The organism is Oscillibacter sp. KLE 1745, from assembly GCF_000469445.2.
GTDB lineage: Bacteria > Bacillota > Clostridia > Oscillospirales > Oscillospiraceae > Oscillibacter > Oscillibacter welbionis.
This window is the reverse complement of record NZ_KI271667.1, coordinates 1-15,446: the sequence shown is the minus strand read 5'-3', so window position 1 is coordinate 15,446 and position 15,446 is coordinate 1. Positions and strand designations below refer to the sequence as shown.

13 protein-coding genes, 2 tRNA genes and 1 pseudogene are annotated in these 15,446 nt (G+C 59.3%); 3 read left to right on the top strand and 13 right to left on the bottom strand.

Going from position 1 to position 15,446, the window contains the following annotated elements; translation table 11 throughout:
* Positions 1-43: 43 nt before the first annotated feature.
* The 3 genes from HMPREF1546_RS01590 to HMPREF1546_RS01580 form a co-directional block, all read right to left on the bottom strand.
* The gene (locus tag HMPREF1546_RS01590; protein WP_021749245.1) at positions 44-1,777 is read right to left on the bottom strand and encodes an ABC transporter ATP-binding protein; all 1,734 of its coding nucleotides are present in this window, start codon (positions 1,775-1,777) and stop codon (positions 44-46) included.
* Entirely contained in the window at positions 1,774-3,483 is a 1,710-nt protein-coding gene (locus HMPREF1546_RS01585) for an ABC transporter ATP-binding protein (RefSeq protein ID WP_021749244.1), read from the bottom strand. Before HMPREF1546_RS01585 ends, HMPREF1546_RS01590 begins: the two co-directional genes overlap by 4 nt.
* Before the next feature lie 117 nt (positions 3,484-3,600).
* The gene (locus tag HMPREF1546_RS01580) at positions 3,601-5,169 is read right to left on the bottom strand and encodes a sulfatase-like hydrolase/transferase (RefSeq protein WP_021749243.1); all 1,569 of its coding nucleotides are present in this window, start codon (positions 5,167-5,169) and stop codon (positions 3,601-3,603) included.
* A gap of 343 nt (positions 5,170-5,512) precedes the next feature.
* Here HMPREF1546_RS01580 and HMPREF1546_RS01575 point away from each other — a divergent pair, with 343 nt between their 5' ends.
* The 3 genes from HMPREF1546_RS01575 (at position 5,513) to HMPREF1546_RS01565 (ending at position 7,663) form a co-directional block, all read left to right on the top strand.
* Positions 5,513-6,517: a LacI family DNA-binding transcriptional regulator gene (locus HMPREF1546_RS01575; protein WP_025543572.1), complete on the top strand. Its 1,005-nt coding sequence runs from the start codon at positions 5,513-5,515 to the stop codon at positions 6,515-6,517.
* A 987-nt stretch (positions 6,518-7,504) separates the two neighbouring features.
* Positions 7,505-7,581, top strand: a tRNA-Asp gene (locus HMPREF1546_RS01570).
* Between the two features lie 6 nt (positions 7,582-7,587).
* Positions 7,588-7,663, top strand: a tRNA-Thr gene (locus HMPREF1546_RS01565).
* A gap of 159 nt (positions 7,664-7,822) precedes the next feature.
* Here HMPREF1546_RS01565 and HMPREF1546_RS01560 read toward each other — a convergent pair.
* The 10 genes and pseudogenes from HMPREF1546_RS01560 to HMPREF1546_RS01520 form a co-directional block, all read right to left on the bottom strand.
* Entirely contained in the window at positions 7,823-9,247 is a 1,425-nt protein-coding gene (locus tag HMPREF1546_RS01560) for a site-specific integrase (protein WP_021749239.1), read from the bottom strand.
* Positions 9,208-10,410, bottom strand: a complete 1,203-nt coding sequence (locus HMPREF1546_RS01555) for a site-specific integrase (RefSeq protein WP_021749238.1) — start codon at positions 10,408-10,410, stop codon at positions 9,208-9,210. The genes HMPREF1546_RS01560 and HMPREF1546_RS01555 overlap by 40 nt, the downstream gene beginning before the upstream one ends.
* 5 nt (positions 10,411-10,415) lie before the next feature.
* The gene (locus HMPREF1546_RS01550) at positions 10,416-10,739 is read right to left on the bottom strand and encodes a DUF6809 family protein (protein WP_021749237.1); all 324 of its coding nucleotides are present in this window, start codon (positions 10,737-10,739) and stop codon (positions 10,416-10,418) included.
* Positions 10,740-11,003: 264 nt separating this feature from the next.
* Positions 11,004-11,534: a tetratricopeptide repeat protein gene (locus HMPREF1546_RS19810; RefSeq protein WP_349133933.1), complete on the bottom strand. Its 531-nt coding sequence runs from the start codon at positions 11,532-11,534 to the stop codon at positions 11,004-11,006.
* A 96-nt stretch (positions 11,535-11,630) separates the two neighbouring features.
* Positions 11,631-12,960: pseudogene (mobP3, locus tag HMPREF1546_RS01545) on the bottom strand (MobP3 family relaxase); the annotation flags it as partial.
* On the bottom strand, positions 12,948-13,367 hold the full coding sequence (locus HMPREF1546_RS01540) for a hypothetical protein (protein WP_021749232.1): 420 nt from the start codon (positions 13,365-13,367) through the stop codon (positions 12,948-12,950). The pseudogene mobP3 and the gene HMPREF1546_RS01540, both read right to left, overlap by 13 nt.
* A gap of 315 nt (positions 13,368-13,682) precedes the next feature.
* Positions 13,683-14,345: a helix-turn-helix domain-containing protein gene (locus HMPREF1546_RS01535; RefSeq protein ID WP_301546147.1), complete on the bottom strand. Its 663-nt coding sequence runs from the start codon at positions 14,343-14,345 to the stop codon at positions 13,683-13,685.
* Positions 14,342-14,557 carry an AlpA family transcriptional regulator gene (locus tag HMPREF1546_RS01530; protein ID WP_021749229.1) on the bottom strand — a complete coding sequence of 72 codons (216 nt, stop codon included), beginning with the start codon at positions 14,555-14,557 and terminating at the stop codon, positions 14,342-14,344. Before HMPREF1546_RS01530 ends, HMPREF1546_RS01535 begins: the two co-directional genes overlap by 4 nt.
* Positions 14,554-14,916, bottom strand: coding sequence for a hypothetical protein (locus tag HMPREF1546_RS01525; protein ID WP_021749228.1), 363 nt, complete (start codon positions 14,914-14,916; stop codon positions 14,554-14,556). Before HMPREF1546_RS01525 ends, HMPREF1546_RS01530 begins: the two co-directional genes overlap by 4 nt.
* A gap of 220 nt (positions 14,917-15,136) precedes the next feature.
* A partial coding sequence (locus HMPREF1546_RS01520) for a sigma-70 family RNA polymerase sigma factor (protein ID WP_021751614.1) occupies positions 15,137-15,446 on the bottom strand: 310 nt, incomplete at its 5' end.

Sequence of the window (15,446 nt, the reverse complement as noted above, 5' to 3'; positions counted from 1 at the left end):
GGCCGGGGCGCCTCTCCGTGTTGTCATGAAATCCGGGGGGCTGTCAGGAGAACTGGGCATCGTATAGGACCCGATAGATGCCGCCGGCATCCAGCAGCTGCTGGTGAGTGCCCTGCTCGGCGATCCGGCCGTCCTGCAGTACCAGGATGCGGTCCGCCGTGCGCACTGTGGCCAGACGGTGGGCGATGAGGAAACAGGTGCGCCCCCTCCGCAGCCGCTCCAGGGCGGCGCTGATCTGCTCCTCGGTCTCCGGGTCCACGTCCGAGGTGGCCTCGTCCAAGATCACGATGTCCGCATTGGAGAGGAAGCAGCGGGCAAGGGCCAGCAGCTGCCGCTGGCCCTTGGAGAGGCCGGCGCCGCTGTCAGTGAGTGCGGTATCATATCCATCCGGCAGGGAGGAGAGAAAGGAATGGATACAGGCTGCCTTGGCGGCGGCCTCGATCTGGGCGCGGGTAGCGCCCGGCACGCCGTAGGCGATGTTTTCCGCGATGGTGCCGCCGCACAGCCAGCCGTCCTGCAAGACGATGGCCAAGCGGCGCCGGAGGCCGTCCCGGGTGTACTGCTGGATGGGCAGCCCGTCAATGGTGATCGTGCCGCTCTGGGGTGTATAGAATCGCAGCAGGAGGGAGACCAGGGTGGTCTTGCCGGCCCCGGTGGGCCCCACCACGGCCACCATGCTGCCGGCGGGGATGTCCGCGCTGAAGTCCCGCAGCACCGGGTGGGCGGGGTCATAGCCGAAGTCCACATGGCGGAAGGAGATGGCGCCGGAGAGCTTGCATGGCTCCCGGGCGCCCGGCAAGTCGCCATCCTCTGCCGGCTGGTCCAGCAGATCCAGAACCCGCTCCGCCGCGGCCACGGAGGCCTGCAGGTCGCTGAGGAGTTCCGCCGTCTCCCGGATAGGACCGGAGAATTTGCGGGAGTACAGCACAAAGGAGGACAGCGCCCCCAGGGACAGTCCGCCGCCTAAGTACAGCAGGGCACCAAAGACACTGACCGCCGCCAGGGAGAGGTTGTTGATGAAGTTGACGGAGGGCCCCAGGGCCGTGCTGGCGCAGTCGGCCTTGTAGTACGTCTCGGAGGCGGCGTCGTTTTTCTCGGCGAACTGCCGAAGATCTGCCGCCTCGACGCCGTAGACCCGAATGGCCCGCTGGCAGCTGACCCGCTCCTCCACAAAGCTATTCAAGGCCCCCAGCTCCTGGGAGCGGCGGCGGAACAGGGGATGGATATGCTTCATCTGGAGCCGCGTCAGCAGGACGGAGAGCGGCACGGTCAGGAAAAACACGCCGGAGAGCAGGGGGGAGAGCATCAGCAGCATCACAAAGGAGCCAATGACCGTCAGCAGGCTGGTGCCGATCTGGAGCAGATCAGTGGACAGGGCGGCGTTGACCGTGTCCACATCATAGCAGACCCGGCTGATCAGATCCCCCGCCGGGTGGGTGTCAAAATACCGGACCGGTAGCTGAGTGATTTGCTGAAAAGCTGCCTTCCGCAATGTGTAGGATACGGTCTGCCCCACCCGCACCAGGGCGGCGGAGGCGCCGTAGCTGCAAACAGCGGACAGGACAGCGGCTCCGAGACCTGCGGCACAGTACCGCAGCACCGCGGTCAGGTCCGCAGCCCCCGGCCCAGTCCCGATGGCCTCCACCGCCCAGCCCGCCACGAGAGGCACCAGCAGCGCCAGCAGACCGGACAGAGCGGCCAGCGCCGCAGCCCCTGCCAGGGACGGCGCCTGGGGCCGCAGGAACCGGCCCATCCGGCGAAACAGATGTCGTTTCATCCGACATCACCTCCCATCTGGAGCTTGGCCATGCGCTGATAGCGCCGGCAGGAGGCCATCAGCGCGTCATGGCAGCCCTGGGCGTCGATGCGGCCGTTTTCCAGGACCAGAATGCAGTCCGCTTCACGCACGGCGGACACCCGCTCGGAGATTATCACCAGGGTAGTGCCGGGGAAATCCCGCCGCAGCGCCTGCCGCAGCGCGGCGGCTGTGGAGTAGTCCAGGGCGCTGTCGGCATTGTCCAGTATCAGGATCTCCGGCCGGTCCGCCAGGGCCCGGGCGATCAGCAGCCGCTGGCGCTGGCCGCCGGAGAGGTTGGCGCCGCCCAGGTCCAGCGGGGTGTCCAGACCCTGAGGCAGCTGGGAGATAAAGGGCCACGCCTGGGCCGTCCGGGCGGCGGCTTCCACCGCTGGCCGTGGGAGATTTCGCAGGAAGGAGATGTTTTCATAGACGGTGCCGCGGATCAGGTCGTCGCTTTGAAAGACCACGCCGAAGCGGCTCTGAAGTGCCCGGCGATCCTGGGCCTTTACATCCATGCCGCCCACCCAGACCACGCCCCGGTCTGCGTCATACAGCCGCAGCAGCAGGGCGGTCAGTGTGCTCTTGCCGCTGCCGGTGGGCCCCAGGATTCCCAGCATCCCGCCTTGGCGCAGGAGGAAGGACGCCTCCTCCACATCCGGCTTGGCACCCTGATAGGAGAATGTGACGCGGTCCATGCCCAGAAAACCGCCGCCAGCAGGCAGGGGCGCTGTTTGCCGCTGCTGCTCCGGGGCCAGCAGGACCTCCTGGATCCGGCGGGCGGATGCGGCGCCCTTGCTGACCTTCACGAACACCTTGGCAAGCCCCAGTGTGGCGCTTTGGATCAGAGTGAAGTAGGTCATAAAGGCGACGATCTGCCCGGGGGGCATCAGTCCCGCGTTGACCCGCAGGGCCCCCACCAGGACTACCAGGATGAGCCCGGCGTTCAGCAGCAGATCGGTTATGGGGTTTGCCAGCGCCATGACCTGCCCGGCCTGCGCCTCTGCCTGCCGCTGGGCCTGGTTGGCTGTGTCAAAGCGATCCCGCTCCCTGACCTGACAGGCGAGGGCCTTTACCACCCGCACCCCGGCGGCGTTCTCCCGGAGGATGCGTACCACCGTGTCCACAGCCGCCTGAGCTCTGGTGTAGTGGGGGATCCCCCGCCGGGTCACCAGCGTAATGGTGAGAAAGGTGAGAAGGCTCACCGCCAGCTGCACCAGCGCCAGAGAGGGCTCCAGCAGAAAGGTCAGTATCAATCCGCCCAACACCAGCATGGGGGCCCGGATGCCGCCCCGCTGGACCTTGTCAAACATCTGGTGGACATTGTAGGTGTCATTGGTGAGGCGGGACACCAGGGAGGAGGGTGAGAATTGGTCTGCCTGGGTGCAGGAGAGTCCCTGGATCCGGCGGTAGAGATCCTGGCGCAGTACCCGGGTCATCTCCATGGAGACCCAGGCGGCCATCCGGTTGGCGGTAATGTTGCAGCCCACCGCCCCAAGAGCCAGCAGCGACATCCAGCCGCCGGTCCGCCAGATGGCGGCAGTGTCGCCGGCGGGCACCAGCTCGTCGATGATTTCTGCCAGCAGGAGGGGGAGGATCAGCTCCAGGACCGCTGCGGTGAATTTGATGGCGGCACCGGCGGCGACCCGCCCGGCATGGGGGCGCAGATAGCCCAACACGGTTTTCATAGCGCACCTCTTTTCCAATGTGCAGACAATCTCGCAGCACGCCCTTGGCGGCTGTATCACAAATACAGGGCCCGCGCGGAATGAGGAGCGCATCCCGCGCGGGCCGAGCGTCGGCGCTCATGAATACCAGGCGCCCAGGCCGTCTGTCAGGGCATCGTATGCCCGCTTTACCTTGTCGTAATTCTTGTCCCGGTCCAGGACCACGCCCCGGCCAACGCCGTCCACGATCCGCCCCAGCCCGATCTGGTCCAGGCGGCTGTCCAGCTCCGCCAGCAGCGCGGGGGCGGAGCCGGGTTCGGTGGAGCGGCCGTCGAAGATGATGTGGAAGTAGACCTCCTCCAGGCCCTGCTTCTTGGCCATCTCACAGATGGCCAGGGGATAGTCGATGCACCCGTGGGAGGACTTATGGGTGAGGTAGGCCAGCAGATGCAGGGAGGCATGGTTCCGTCTGGCATGCTCGATGGCCTCCAGAAAGACCGGATTGCGGGCGAAGGAGCCGTCCTGCACCGCCGCGTCCAGCCGCACGTCGTCCTGCATGACGCACCGGCCGGCCCCCAGATTGGAGTGTCCGGCCTCGGAGTTGCCGGCCTTGCCGGCCCCCAGGCCCACAAATTCACGGGAGGCCTGCAGGCGGCACCAGGAGCGATTTTCCAAAAGGGCGTCCCAGTAGGGGGTGTGGGCCAGGTGGATGGCGTCGCCCTCATCGCCGGCGCCCAGGCCCCAGCCGTCGCAGATGATGAGGAGCATCCTCCGCCCCCGGCTCCAGGTGTGTCCCTCCGCCAGGGAGCGGCCGGTCATCTCCAGGGGCTGAGGAAGCCCCATGACGTCTAATATTGTGGGAGCCACGTCGCAGAGGGCACCGTCCCGCAGGGAGATGGGGTCCTCCTGACGGGAGTCTATCAGAATAAAGGGCACCAGATTGGTGGTGTGGGAGCCGTCCGGCTTCCCGGCAACGGTGTACAGCTTTTCGATATTGCCGTGGTCCGCAGTGATGGCCACCACGTAGTCCTGGGCCAGGGCAGCATCCACCACCTGCTCCAGGGCCCGGCTGACGTAACCGCAGGCATCCAGCTTGGCGGCGGTGTTCTGGGTGTGGCCGATGATATCACCGTTGGCGAAGTTGGTGACGATGAAGTCGTATTTCCCCAGGGCGCCCGCCACAGTCCGGGCCACCTCCGGCAGGGAGAGCTCCGGCTTCTGGTCAAAGTCGATGCCTTTGGGAGAGGGGACGCACACATCCTCTTCACCGGGGAAGGAGGTGTTTTCCCCGCCGTTGAAGAAAAAGGTCACATGGGCGAACTTCTCGGACTCCGCGCAGTGGAACTGGGTTTTTCCGGCGTCGGAGAGGACCTGGGCCAAAGGTTTTACCACGTGTTCCGGCGCAAAGGCGATGGGCAGATGCTTGAACTTGTCGTGATACAGTGTCAGGATAGCGAAGTACAGATCCTTCAGCTTCCGGCGCTCCACGGCCCGGAAGTCGTCCGCCGTGAACAGCTCCGTCAGCTCGATCTCCCGCTCACCCCGGCGGCAGCAGAACACCACCGCGTCGTGATCCCGGATGCGGCCGACGGGAATGCCGCGCTCAGTCAGCACCATGGGCTCCAGATGATAGTCGTCCTGCCATGCGGCATAGGCATGCCGGACGGCCTCTGCCAGCTGGGCACCGCCGTGATTGGATACAGACATCAAAAGACCTCCCCTATGTTTCAGGCCGTCATTCACAGTGGGCAGGAGAGCTTCTGTAAACGGACAGCTGAAGAATGTAAACGTTTGCGATTTTCTTGATTTTATTTTAGGATATCCGTCTGTCATTTGTCAAGTCGGCGCCCGCCAAAGAATCTTCGGCAGATTTGGAGAAATCACTATAATGATAATTTTTTCGGAGATATTGACAAGTTTGATATAATTCTATATGCTGTTCAATAAGAAAAGTGAAATTGACGATTTGTTTGATTTTAACGGCGTCAAAATGAAAACGTTTACGCAATGGAACCGGCTCAGGCATGGACCGATGGAAAGGACAGAGATCATGAAGAACGTGACACTGAAGGATGTGGCCAAGGCCGCCGGTGTCTCTTATGCAACGGTATCCCGGGCTCTGTCGGGGAGTAACCAGATCGGAAAGAGCACGCGGGAGCGGATTGTCCGCCTGTGCGACGAGATGGGGTACACGGGGAACTACGTGGCCCGCTCCATGGTGATGAAAAAGACGTATCTGCTGGGACTGGTGGTGCCGGCCATTGAAAATGAGTTCATGTCCCAGCTGGCCTATTATGTGGAGATGAGCGCCCGGGCCAGGGGCTACAACATTATGCTGTGCAACTCGGAGCCGGATTTGAAACAGGAGGAGATGGTGGTCAAACTGCTGCTGGGCCGCCGGGTGGACGGGATTTTGATCGTCCCCCAGTCCCCGGCCACCTATGAGAAGATCGCCCCGCTGCTGGAGCAGATCCCTGCGGTGTTTCTCAGCGAGAATCTGCGGGATCAGCCCCAGAGCTACGTATCTGTGGACAACAGCCGAGGCGCCTATCTGGGGGTGGAGTATCTCTACGGACTGGGACACCGGGAGATCCTGTACTTCGGCTGCCGGAACTCCACTACCCATCAGCTCCGGGCGGAGGGCTATCTGCGGGCCTGCCGGCAATTCGGGCTGGAACCCAGGCTCCATCACAGCGACTTTGCCCGGTCCTCCATCGAGAATGGATATCAGATGGTCAAGGAGCTGTTTGCAAAGCCCATCGACTATACAGCGATCTTTGCCTCTACGGACTCCAACGCACTGGGCATCCTGAAGGCGGCTGACGAGCTCCATATCCGCATCCCGGGGGATCTCTCCCTCATCGGATTTGACAACATCCCCTCCACTGCGCTGCCGCGCATCGACCTTACCACCATTGAGCAGCCGAAAAAGGAAATGGCCGTCCAGGCGGTGGATATGCTGCTGGACAAGATCGAAAAGGGGACCCAGGGTTATGTGCACCAGATTTTGATGCCCAGCCTGGTCCAGCGGGGGACCTGCCGTTCTCTGACATGATGGCAGAGCGTTTTTTCAATTTGAAGAGTGACAGAAAAAACACCGTTCCTGGCGGTGTTTTCTCTTGCGGCCGAGGTGCGGGTGAAAAGAAAATGGACTGCAGCAACTCCAGAGCTTCACAATAATATCTAGCAGGATATCCGCGCTGGTGGCATCCCTCTTGTCCAAAGCGTGATTCATATGGCTGTAGCTCTCCCGGTATTTCAGAATTTTCCAGACCAGCCCAGAAGAAGCGATCTGCAATGGACTGGCGGAACTGGATATTCAGCGTGTTTTTCAGCTTCTTGACCCAGGTGGCCTCTTTGTAGACGCTGGCCTTGCTTCACCATACTTTCCATGCAGATCAGCAGGCTATCGGCCATCTCCGGAAGGAGGCATCCATCGAGGGCGCCAGTATGGCTCTTTCTCATAGGTTTGAAGTTCCCCGAGGAAAGGGCTTTCCATTGTTTTATGCGCCTTGGTTTTTGAGGGGCGGCTTTTTCCATGTCTGTGCGCTACGGTCATCCTTGGCGCTGGAAATTTCAGAGATTTGGTCTGGTTAGTGCAAAATTTTTGTTGGCAAAAGAAAAAGGGAAACGGCGAAAACACAGTTTCCCTTGGGACTCCAAAATCAGTAGAATTGTGAAGCGACAAAACACACCTGCTGCAAAGGTGCCTCAAGGCAGCTGTCTGTCTGCTGGATAATGGAGACATTAAAAAAATGTCTCAAAAATTAAAAAAAGGATTGACAAAAGCTGCGGCGTAAAGTATAATCCTTATTGTTCTGTGCGGCGGATGCGTTGTCCCAAAGGATGACAGCATCAAGAAAGCATCAGAATTGTGAAGAGCGAACTGCTATGGATTGGTAAGCGTTTGAGGCAGTAGAGGAGCGTCGTTCTTTGTAGCTGCCCCAAAACCGCATGCCGAGGGTTCGAATTCTTCTGCTCCTGCCATTGGAATCTTTAGAAGGCAGGGTGTATTTGTTATAATAGGACGAGCCTACAAAATGGCCCGGTAGTTCAGTTGGTTAGAACGCTAGCCTGTCACGCTAGAGGTCGACGGTTCGAGCCCGTTCCGGGTCGCCATTTTATGCTGCTGTAGCTCAGTAGGTAGAGCGCATCCTTGGTAAGGATGAGGTCGGCGGTTCGAATCCGCCCAGCAGCTCCACGAAAAGACCACTTTTCAGTCGAAAAGTGGTCTTTTCTTTTGCTATTTGTAACAATTTCGAGCAGTTCAAATTTCCGCTTTTGCGTTTGACCACACATTTAGCCACAGACAGAAAAAAATCGGACCTCCGAGGGTGTTTTGCCCCGGAGGCCCATTTGTTCAACTTGCCGGATTTGCTCTATTTAGCCGCTCTTTCTCCATGGCGATCTCCGCCTTCATTGCCTGGATGAGTGCAGCTAGTTTTTCCTCACACTCTGCCTCTGTTTTGGCGTAGACGTTTCGCGTCATTCGCCCGCCGTTGATTCGCGGGGAATATCGCCCCTCCCACAGGTGGTCATTGATCTGGCTGACACATCCGGTGCCCGGCTTGCGCCGCTGTCCCTTGTGGGCCTGGAAGGCGCTGGGCGCCAGTTTTTGGGCTGTCTGTCCGCGGGCCTTTGGCTTCGCCTTTCCAATCCCCATGTCGATTTTATCCGCCGCGCTCTGCCGCATGGCATCTGTGACGTGGGTGTATGTGTTCAGGGTGGTGGTGCTGGACACATGGCCGATGATGGTGCTCAGCGTCTTGATGTCCATGCCGTGCTCCAGGGAGGCGGTGGCGAAGGTGTGCCGTAGGTCGTGGAACCGCAGACGCTTGCACTCGGCCCGTTCCGGGACCGTTTGGAGTCGCTTCCGGACAGCAGCTGGGTCCATAGGGGAGTCCTCCTTGATGGGGGAGGGAAACATCCACCGGGAGTGGACGGTTTTCTTGTAGGCCTTGAGCACATTCAGAACTGGAGTAGGGAGGAGCACGGTCCGATTGCCCGCCTTGGTTTTGGGTGGGGATACAACCAGCTCTCCCTTTACCCGATGAACTTGACGCTCTACCCGGAGGGCACCAGTTCTAAAATTAAGGTCATCCCATTGGAGTGCCAGAATCTCGCCCCGACGCAGGCCGGTGGCCAGCTCCAGCAGCAGAAGCTCATAGCAGCCGTCCTCTTTGGCCTGGATCAGCAGCCGCTGAATCTCCTCGGGAGCAAGCACTTTCATTTCTCTGGATTTGGCGGGGGGAAGCTTGCAGCTGTCCGCAGGATTGTGAAAGATTAGCTTTTCCTCCACCGCCTTGTCCAGGGCCGCGTGGAGGGTGGTGTGGATGCCCCGGACGGTCTGGTCAGAGAGACCCTCTCCATAGAGTTCCCTGCGCAGCAGCCTGCCGTCCTGCTTAAGGCAAGTATAGAATTGCTGGACGTCTCCGGTGGTCAGCTTGTCCAGCGGGAGATTGCCAAGGGCGGGAATGATGTGCTGGTAGATCCGCCGCTCATAGGACATCTGGGTGTTGGGCCGGAGGCTTGCCTTTTTATAGGTCTGATACCAGCGATCCAGCCAGCTGCCCAGGGAGATGCCCGGTTTGGGCGGTTCCGAGGTGGGGATTTCCAGCGTTTCCCGCAGCTGCTCCAGTTTGGCTGCGCATTCCGCCTTCGATTTAGCCAGGACATTTTTGATGATGGGAAAGCCCCTCCCGTCCCGACCTACCACATACCGGCCCTCCCAGCGGCCGTCTTTTCTCAGATGGATGCTACCGCCCCGTTTTCTGCGTTTTGCCATGGAGCCATCTCCTCTCCCAAGTAGTCGGTCAGGAAGCCGCCTATGATCTCCGCCGCCCGCTTCTGCAGATCCCCGGTAGTGTGGGTATAGGTGTCCAGGGTGAAGCTGGCCTTGGTGTGGCCTAGAATGCCGGATAGGGTCTTGGCATCCACGCCGGAGGCCAGGGCGTGGGTGGCGAAGGTGTGCCGTAAATCGTGGAAGCGGAGATCCGGCAGGCCGGTCTCGGCCAGAACTTTTTTCAGCTGGCGGTATGCGGTACTGGGATTCAGTGGGGCCTCCGGCCGTAGAGGGTTCGGGAAGATCCATTGAGAGTAGGACCGTTTTTTCCGATCCGCCAGCCGCTCCGCCGTGCTGGACGGCAGCAGGATCGTTCGGGTACCGGCATAGGTTTTGGTATCTCCTGCCACCAGCCGACCGCCCTTCTCGCGATGGAGAGTGCGGCTGACGCGAAGAGTACCCTTCTGCTCATCGAAATCACTCCACAGAAGTCCGCAGATTCCGCCCAGCCGCAGGCCGGTGGTAAGTTCTGTGTAGAAGAAGTCACGCCAAATGATGTCCCGGTTGGTCTCCGCCAGAAAGTGCTCCATCTGTTCTTCAGTCAGAACATTCATCGCTCTGCGGATGATTTTAGGCGGTTGCGTCTGCGCGGCGGGGTTATCCGGAATCATTCTCTGCTCAACTCCTGCCTGAAGGGCCTGATGGAGTGTGGTGTGGATGCTGTGGACGGTGGTGGGGGAGAGGCCGGGACTTTGACCGGGGCGCGGTTTGAGTCGGCCATGCTCCAACAGGGCACGGTAGAGATCCCGCAGATCTGATGCCGTGAGTTGCGTGAGGGGCTTTTGCCCCAGGCAGGGCCTGACATGCCTCTCCATATCGTTGCGGTATCTCTCCAGCGTGGATGGCCGGATGGTAAGTGCCATCTGTTCCAGCCAGCGATCCAGCCACTCCGCCAAGGTCAAGCGGCCATCCTCAGTCAGATCCACGCCCTGATAGGCGTCGATGTTCTGACGCAGCTTAGCGGTGAGCTCCTTTTGCGTGTCTGCATAAATGTATCGGAAAATAGAGTCGCCGTTCTCCTTGTGACCGATGACGATGCGGCCCTCCCAGCGGCCGTCCTCCCGCTTTCGGACCATGCCGTCGCCGGACGGCCTGCGTTTTGCCATATCGCTCACTCTCCTTTCTGTGCAAGAGATCTGCGTTCGAACTCCTCCAGCCTGCGCTGGCACCGCTCCTCTTCCTCATCTTCAAAGTTGTACGGCTCCAGCTCCCCGGCGATGCCCAGCCCCAGCCGGAACCCGGCGGTGAAGGCGGCCAGGGACACCTCCTCCCGCAGTTCGAACTCCAAATCCTCCAGATCCAGCAGGCGGTCCTGGCCTCGATGGGGCAGGTTCTCCTGGAGGGCCTGGTAAATCGCATCCAGTTCCCGCTGGATGTCGGGATACTCCGGTTCCCGGAAGAACCGCTGGTGCAGGGCTTTCATGTAGTCGTTCATGTGCGCCGCCTCCTTTATTCAGCAACACACAATACCACAGAAACAGGAAATAGCCAGAGTTCCGGCAAACTGTTAAGGGAAAATTATCATTTGATCTCTGCCGGCGCCTATCTTTGTTTACAGTATCGCAAATGCTGCCGATGAAACTCGTTCCACGAGATACGCCGAAGCACCAGGGGCTGGAATTCCATATGCAGTGATCCGCTGGGCCTCCCGCAACAGCGGGCGGCCTTTCTTTGAATTGCGGCGCAGATCTTGCATGGCTCACCACCCCTTCATGGTCATGCCGCCCTGGGTCTGCTCCTCCTCGTGGTCGTCCGGCTTGTGGCCCATGGCAATCTTCTTCTCCTGGATCTTTCTTCGGAGTTTGCGGTCAACGTGCAGGCCGGTGCAGGACCAGGGCAGGGAGTGATCCTCAAAGATCCGGCTCATGTGGTAGAGCAGGCGGGTGGCCGCCAGCATGATGGAGGGCGGACGGAGGTCATTCTGGTGTTCCAAGAAGAATTGTACATACTGGTTTCCCTGGGCGGCGGAGCGTCTGAACCAGTCCAGCGCCTGGGTCCGGTCGTGAGTCACTACCTGCCCCGTCAGGTATAACTTGCCCAGCATGTACTGGGCATATTGGTTGCCCGCCTCTGCTGACCGGGTGAACCATTTTGCCGCTTTGGAAGTATCTTTAGTCAGCGCCTCGCCGGTCAAATACTCCTTGCCCAGCCGGTAGGCGGCGAAATGGTCTCCACTCTCCGCGGCCTGTTTCAGACAGCGGATGCCTTTGTCCGGGTCCCGCACTTCCATATCGTCTGAGAGAAGTAGTTTTCCGAGGGCATACTGGGCCTCCAGCAGGCCCCGCTCTGCCGCTTGGGTGAACCAGCCTTTCGCCTTTTGACTGTCCGGGATCAGCAGAGGACCGTCCCGGTAGAGCTGACCCATCAAGTATTGAGCATGGGTGTTGCCTCGTTCCACAAGCCGCTCCAATTCCTCCTCCGCCTCGTCTCGGTCTGCCAGAGAAAGGGACTCATCCCGGATGATCTGCCGCAGCTCCCAGCAGGCATAGGACTCACCTCGCACTTGCTCCGGTTCGTCATGGTCGGTCAGGTCAGCGTCCTCGAAGGTGATCTCCCCCAGACGGATACGCTCCGCCTCTTGGATGACAGCGTTTTTGATCTGCCGGAACTCTTTCTCCTGGGACAGCTTTTTCTTCTCTCTGGGCTTGTCGTGGTAGTAGCTCTCTACCTCACTTTGGAGGACGCACCACTGGTCGTAGCACGCCTGGACCACCGGTAGCTCCTCCAGCTTATCCACGATCTCATCCACGGTTTTCTTCACCGGCTTGGAGAGATAACCGTAGGACTTCTTGCCCTTGACCGTCTCCAGCTGTCCGGCCAGCTGCTCCATCTTCTGCTCGATCTCAGGAGCCGAGCAGATACTCTGCGCCATCTCACGGGTCAAACGTCGAATGGCCCTGCGTGCCTCCCGCACCAACTCATCCCGCGACTGGGACTTCTGCTCATAGGTGTGAAGCATCTCCTGCCGGAAGATTTGATTGGTCAATGTCGATTTGATATTGCGGATGCCATCCCGCGTCTGGTATGCCTCACCGGGCACCGTTGACCACACCATCATGTGGACATGGGGATGCTCCCCCTCGTCGTGGTAGGCGGCGTACCAGCGGAAGTGATTGAGCGGGATGTTCATGGCGGCGGCGATGTCATTGCGGTTGGCCCGGAACAGATTCCGCCATGCCTTGGCATTGTCATAGCCAAGACGGGGTGCATCCTCCCGCTTCAGAGAGAATGTGAGTCCACACATTTCCAGTGTAGTGGTCCAGCTCACCCATGGCTTTCTCTAAGTCCACGCTGTCCTCGTCCCCAAAGAGGCCGTGGTCCCCCAACCGCTCCGCTCTGGGCCGGGTAGCGATGTACTTCATGTATCCGTCTGACTGCTGCACCGCCGACCAGTTTTCCTCCAGTGCCCTGGTGATGAACAAAGAGGCGTTTGCTTTGGTAGGCTTGGCTGTGTAGTCAGAATACTCATCCAGTTCTTTGCTATTAGGAAAATCCTTCGCCAGTTTTGTGATGAGCTGCTCCTGTTTTCTGGTAGGCGGACGGCCATCCGGAAGGATCTCTACGCGTTCCCTTGTGCCAATGTACCGCAGGTAGCCGCTGACAGAACTGTCGTTGCCACACTTCAGATAGGGGCTTTTCAGGATCAGTCTTGCCACTCATCGTCCTCCTCCCAGGCTCCCCGCACCCGCTGTTCCAGCGAGATGCGGCCATTGGTTTTCTTCACGTTTTGCACGCTCTCCGCCCTTCGACGACGGAAATCCTCGTCGCTGAACTGATAGGCGTCGGCCAAGATACCAGCTACCATGTCCTGTTCCACCGCCTGCCGGAAGACCAGGGAGGACAGCCTCTCCTCCAGCTGCCCCAGCCGTCCGTCCAGGTAGGATTTGATGGAGGTGGGGAGGAACAGACCAGCGTTGTTGGTGCTGAGGTAGTCCAGATAAAAGTCCACCGCCCGCTCGATGAAGGCGGTCATGCTCCGGCTCCCGTCTTCCCGGTATCGCCTTTCTAAGATGGCCTTCTTCTCCGGGGAAAAATAGACTGCGAGTTTTTCTTTTTGGGCCATAAGTGGCTCCTTTCCGGGGTTTGACCCCTGTTTTTTTGTTGTGGCTGTAGGTGTTCGGGGAAGATGACCGCGGGAGAGATATCACAGGCCGGATTTTGACCCCAATTCCGACCACCTGGAAAACGCCCGGAACTGCCCGCACTGCGGGCAGATGTAAACGGGCAGAGCGGCGGTCTTGACGCCTGCCCTTTATCCTGCTTTTCTTTTCGTCCTTCGATCGTTCTCCAAATTCGGCTCAAATCTTGCTCAACAGCCGGGGGAGGGGCAGGGACCCTGCCCCTCCCGCAAACAGGGCACACAGCGGCTCACATGCGGTTACGCGGAGCTTTCCTTTTCCAGCAGGAGGTTTGCGATCCGCTGCTGTTCCGCAGCCAAATCTAGCCTGTCCAGCTGCCGCTGGTAGATCGCATCCGCCGCCTGTTGGATGGGCAGGATGGTGTACAGGTTGTTGCCGTTCCACTTCTTGCCATTGGCGTCCATGTAGGTGGTGTGTTCCACTGTAATGAACTGCCGCTCCGCCAGTTTGTTGATGTGCTTCATCACCGTGTTGACGGCAAGGCCTACTGTGGAAGAGATCGTGTTGTAGCTAGGATGGCACTGGTGGGAGCGACGGTTTTCACAGCACAGCAGGTAAGCGTAGACCGTGATTGCTCCGTGGCCAATTGCAAGTTGGAACACTTCATCGGGCATGGTGAAAAATTTGCCGCCGTTCACATTGGGGAGGATTGGAACGAGATCAGCAGAGAGGAGCCTTTTTCCGGTCAGGACACCTACACTGGCCTCCGCCATCTCCACACTCATGCGGGTGTGTTCCGCCAACTCTTCCGGCGTAGCAATACCACTGAACTTCCGGCAGTGACGGTATTGAAGATACGCCAGCACCGCGAAAGCAGGAGGTGTTAGCCTCCACGTCCAGATCTCGTTGGGCAGAGGAAATCTGCGGCTGCTGATATCCGGCTTCATGAGAGGCAGTTTCAATTCTGCACACCTCCTTCCGTCTGCGCGGACACCCACGCCACAAACTTTTCTTTCGGCACCACCATGCGGCTGCCTATCCGCACCACCGGGAAGTCCGGCTGGTGCATGAGCTCGTAGGCGCTGGAGACCGATACTCCCAGCACCTTTGCCACTGTGTCCGCATTGAGAAACAGCGGCAGGTCGTCGTAGGACTTGTATTCGGATTTTTTCAATCAGAATCCTCCTTTGAAATATCATGGACATCGTCTGGGTGAACCAATTGCAGGAACTCTTCCACGGAGTTAACCACTCCGGCCTCCTTCAGCTGTTGGTAGCGGATCAGGTCACAGAGTGTTCGGAGGTTGACTTCCGCACACTCCAGCAGCTTGTCCATGGCCACAATTTGCTGCGCTGTGCTAAGCTTCGTGGGCTTGTCCGGATCTTGCAGATAGGTCCGCACTGCATCCACTTCCGGCATCTCTTCTCCAAGGACCGCCTGCATCTCTTGAAGGACGTAGTCCATGGTCTCTATTTCAGCATCGGCGGTCAGTGCTTGCAGCAGCTGTTTTGAGCTGTTTCCAAAAACATTCATGATCTGATACTCCTTTGTAGGTTCATTCAGGGCCTCCCGGCCACGGCCGGAGCCGGGGTTTCCGCGATCCGGAAATTTTGCCCTCTACCTACTAGGACACTTAGAAGTGGTTTGTAAACCAGAAAATGAAAAATTTTAAAAAAATTTGGCTCCCGTCCAGTATGGACGGGAGCGGAGACTGTGCATAGTAAAATCCAGAGAAAAAAGCCGATGGGCTCTGTCATTTGACAGAGCCCATCAGTTGTTCGTGGAGCTTTTTCAGCCGCTTTGATACCGCCGCCTTGGACACGCCGTAGATCGTCCCGATCTCCTCCATGGTCAGGCCGCCATATCGGAGTTGGATCAGATCCCGGTCCTGCTCACCAAGCTCATCGACGGCTTTCCGCAGAGTTTCAAGCTGGAGGTTCCAGAGTACAGCATCCTCCACGGGACGCCTGACACAATCCGAGCTGGACAGCACCGTTTCAAACGCACTTTTACTCAGATGCCTTTTGTTCTGCTTTTCCTGCGCCTGTTCCCGTTTCCGATCC

Coding starts and splice junctions, on each gene's coding strand:
- HMPREF1546_RS19810 (WP_349133933.1), bottom strand. CDS start 11,534: ATGGAAGTGCGGGACCCGGACAAAGGCATCCGCTGTCTGAAACAGGCC.
- HMPREF1546_RS01525 (WP_021749228.1), bottom strand. CDS start 14,916: ATGAATGTTTTTGGAAACAGCTCAAAACAGCTGCTGCAAGCACTGACC.
- HMPREF1546_RS01590 (WP_021749245.1), bottom strand. CDS start 1,777: ATGAAACGACATCTGTTTCGCCGGATGGGCCGGTTCCTGCGGCCCCAG.
- HMPREF1546_RS01540 (WP_021749232.1), bottom strand. CDS start 13,367: ATGGCCCAAAAAGAAAAACTCGCAGTCTATTTTTCCCCGGAGAAGAAG.
- HMPREF1546_RS01560 (WP_021749239.1), bottom strand. CDS start 9,247: ATGGCAAAACGCAGAAAACGGGGCGGTAGCATCCATCTGAGAAAAGAC.
- HMPREF1546_RS01575 (WP_025543572.1), top strand. CDS start 5,513: ATGAAGAACGTGACACTGAAGGATGTGGCCAAGGCCGCCGGTGTCTCT.
- HMPREF1546_RS01585 (WP_021749244.1), bottom strand. CDS start 3,483: ATGAAAACCGTGTTGGGCTATCTGCGCCCCCATGCCGGGCGGGTCGCC.
- HMPREF1546_RS01555 (WP_021749238.1), bottom strand. CDS start 10,410: ATGGCAAAACGCAGGCCGTCCGGCGACGGCATGGTCCGAAAGCGGGAG.
- HMPREF1546_RS01580 (WP_021749243.1), bottom strand. CDS start 5,169: ATGTCTGTATCCAATCACGGCGGTGCCCAGCTGGCAGAGGCCGTCCGG.
- HMPREF1546_RS01550 (WP_021749237.1), bottom strand. CDS start 10,739: ATGAACGACTACATGAAAGCCCTGCACCAGCGGTTCTTCCGGGAACCG.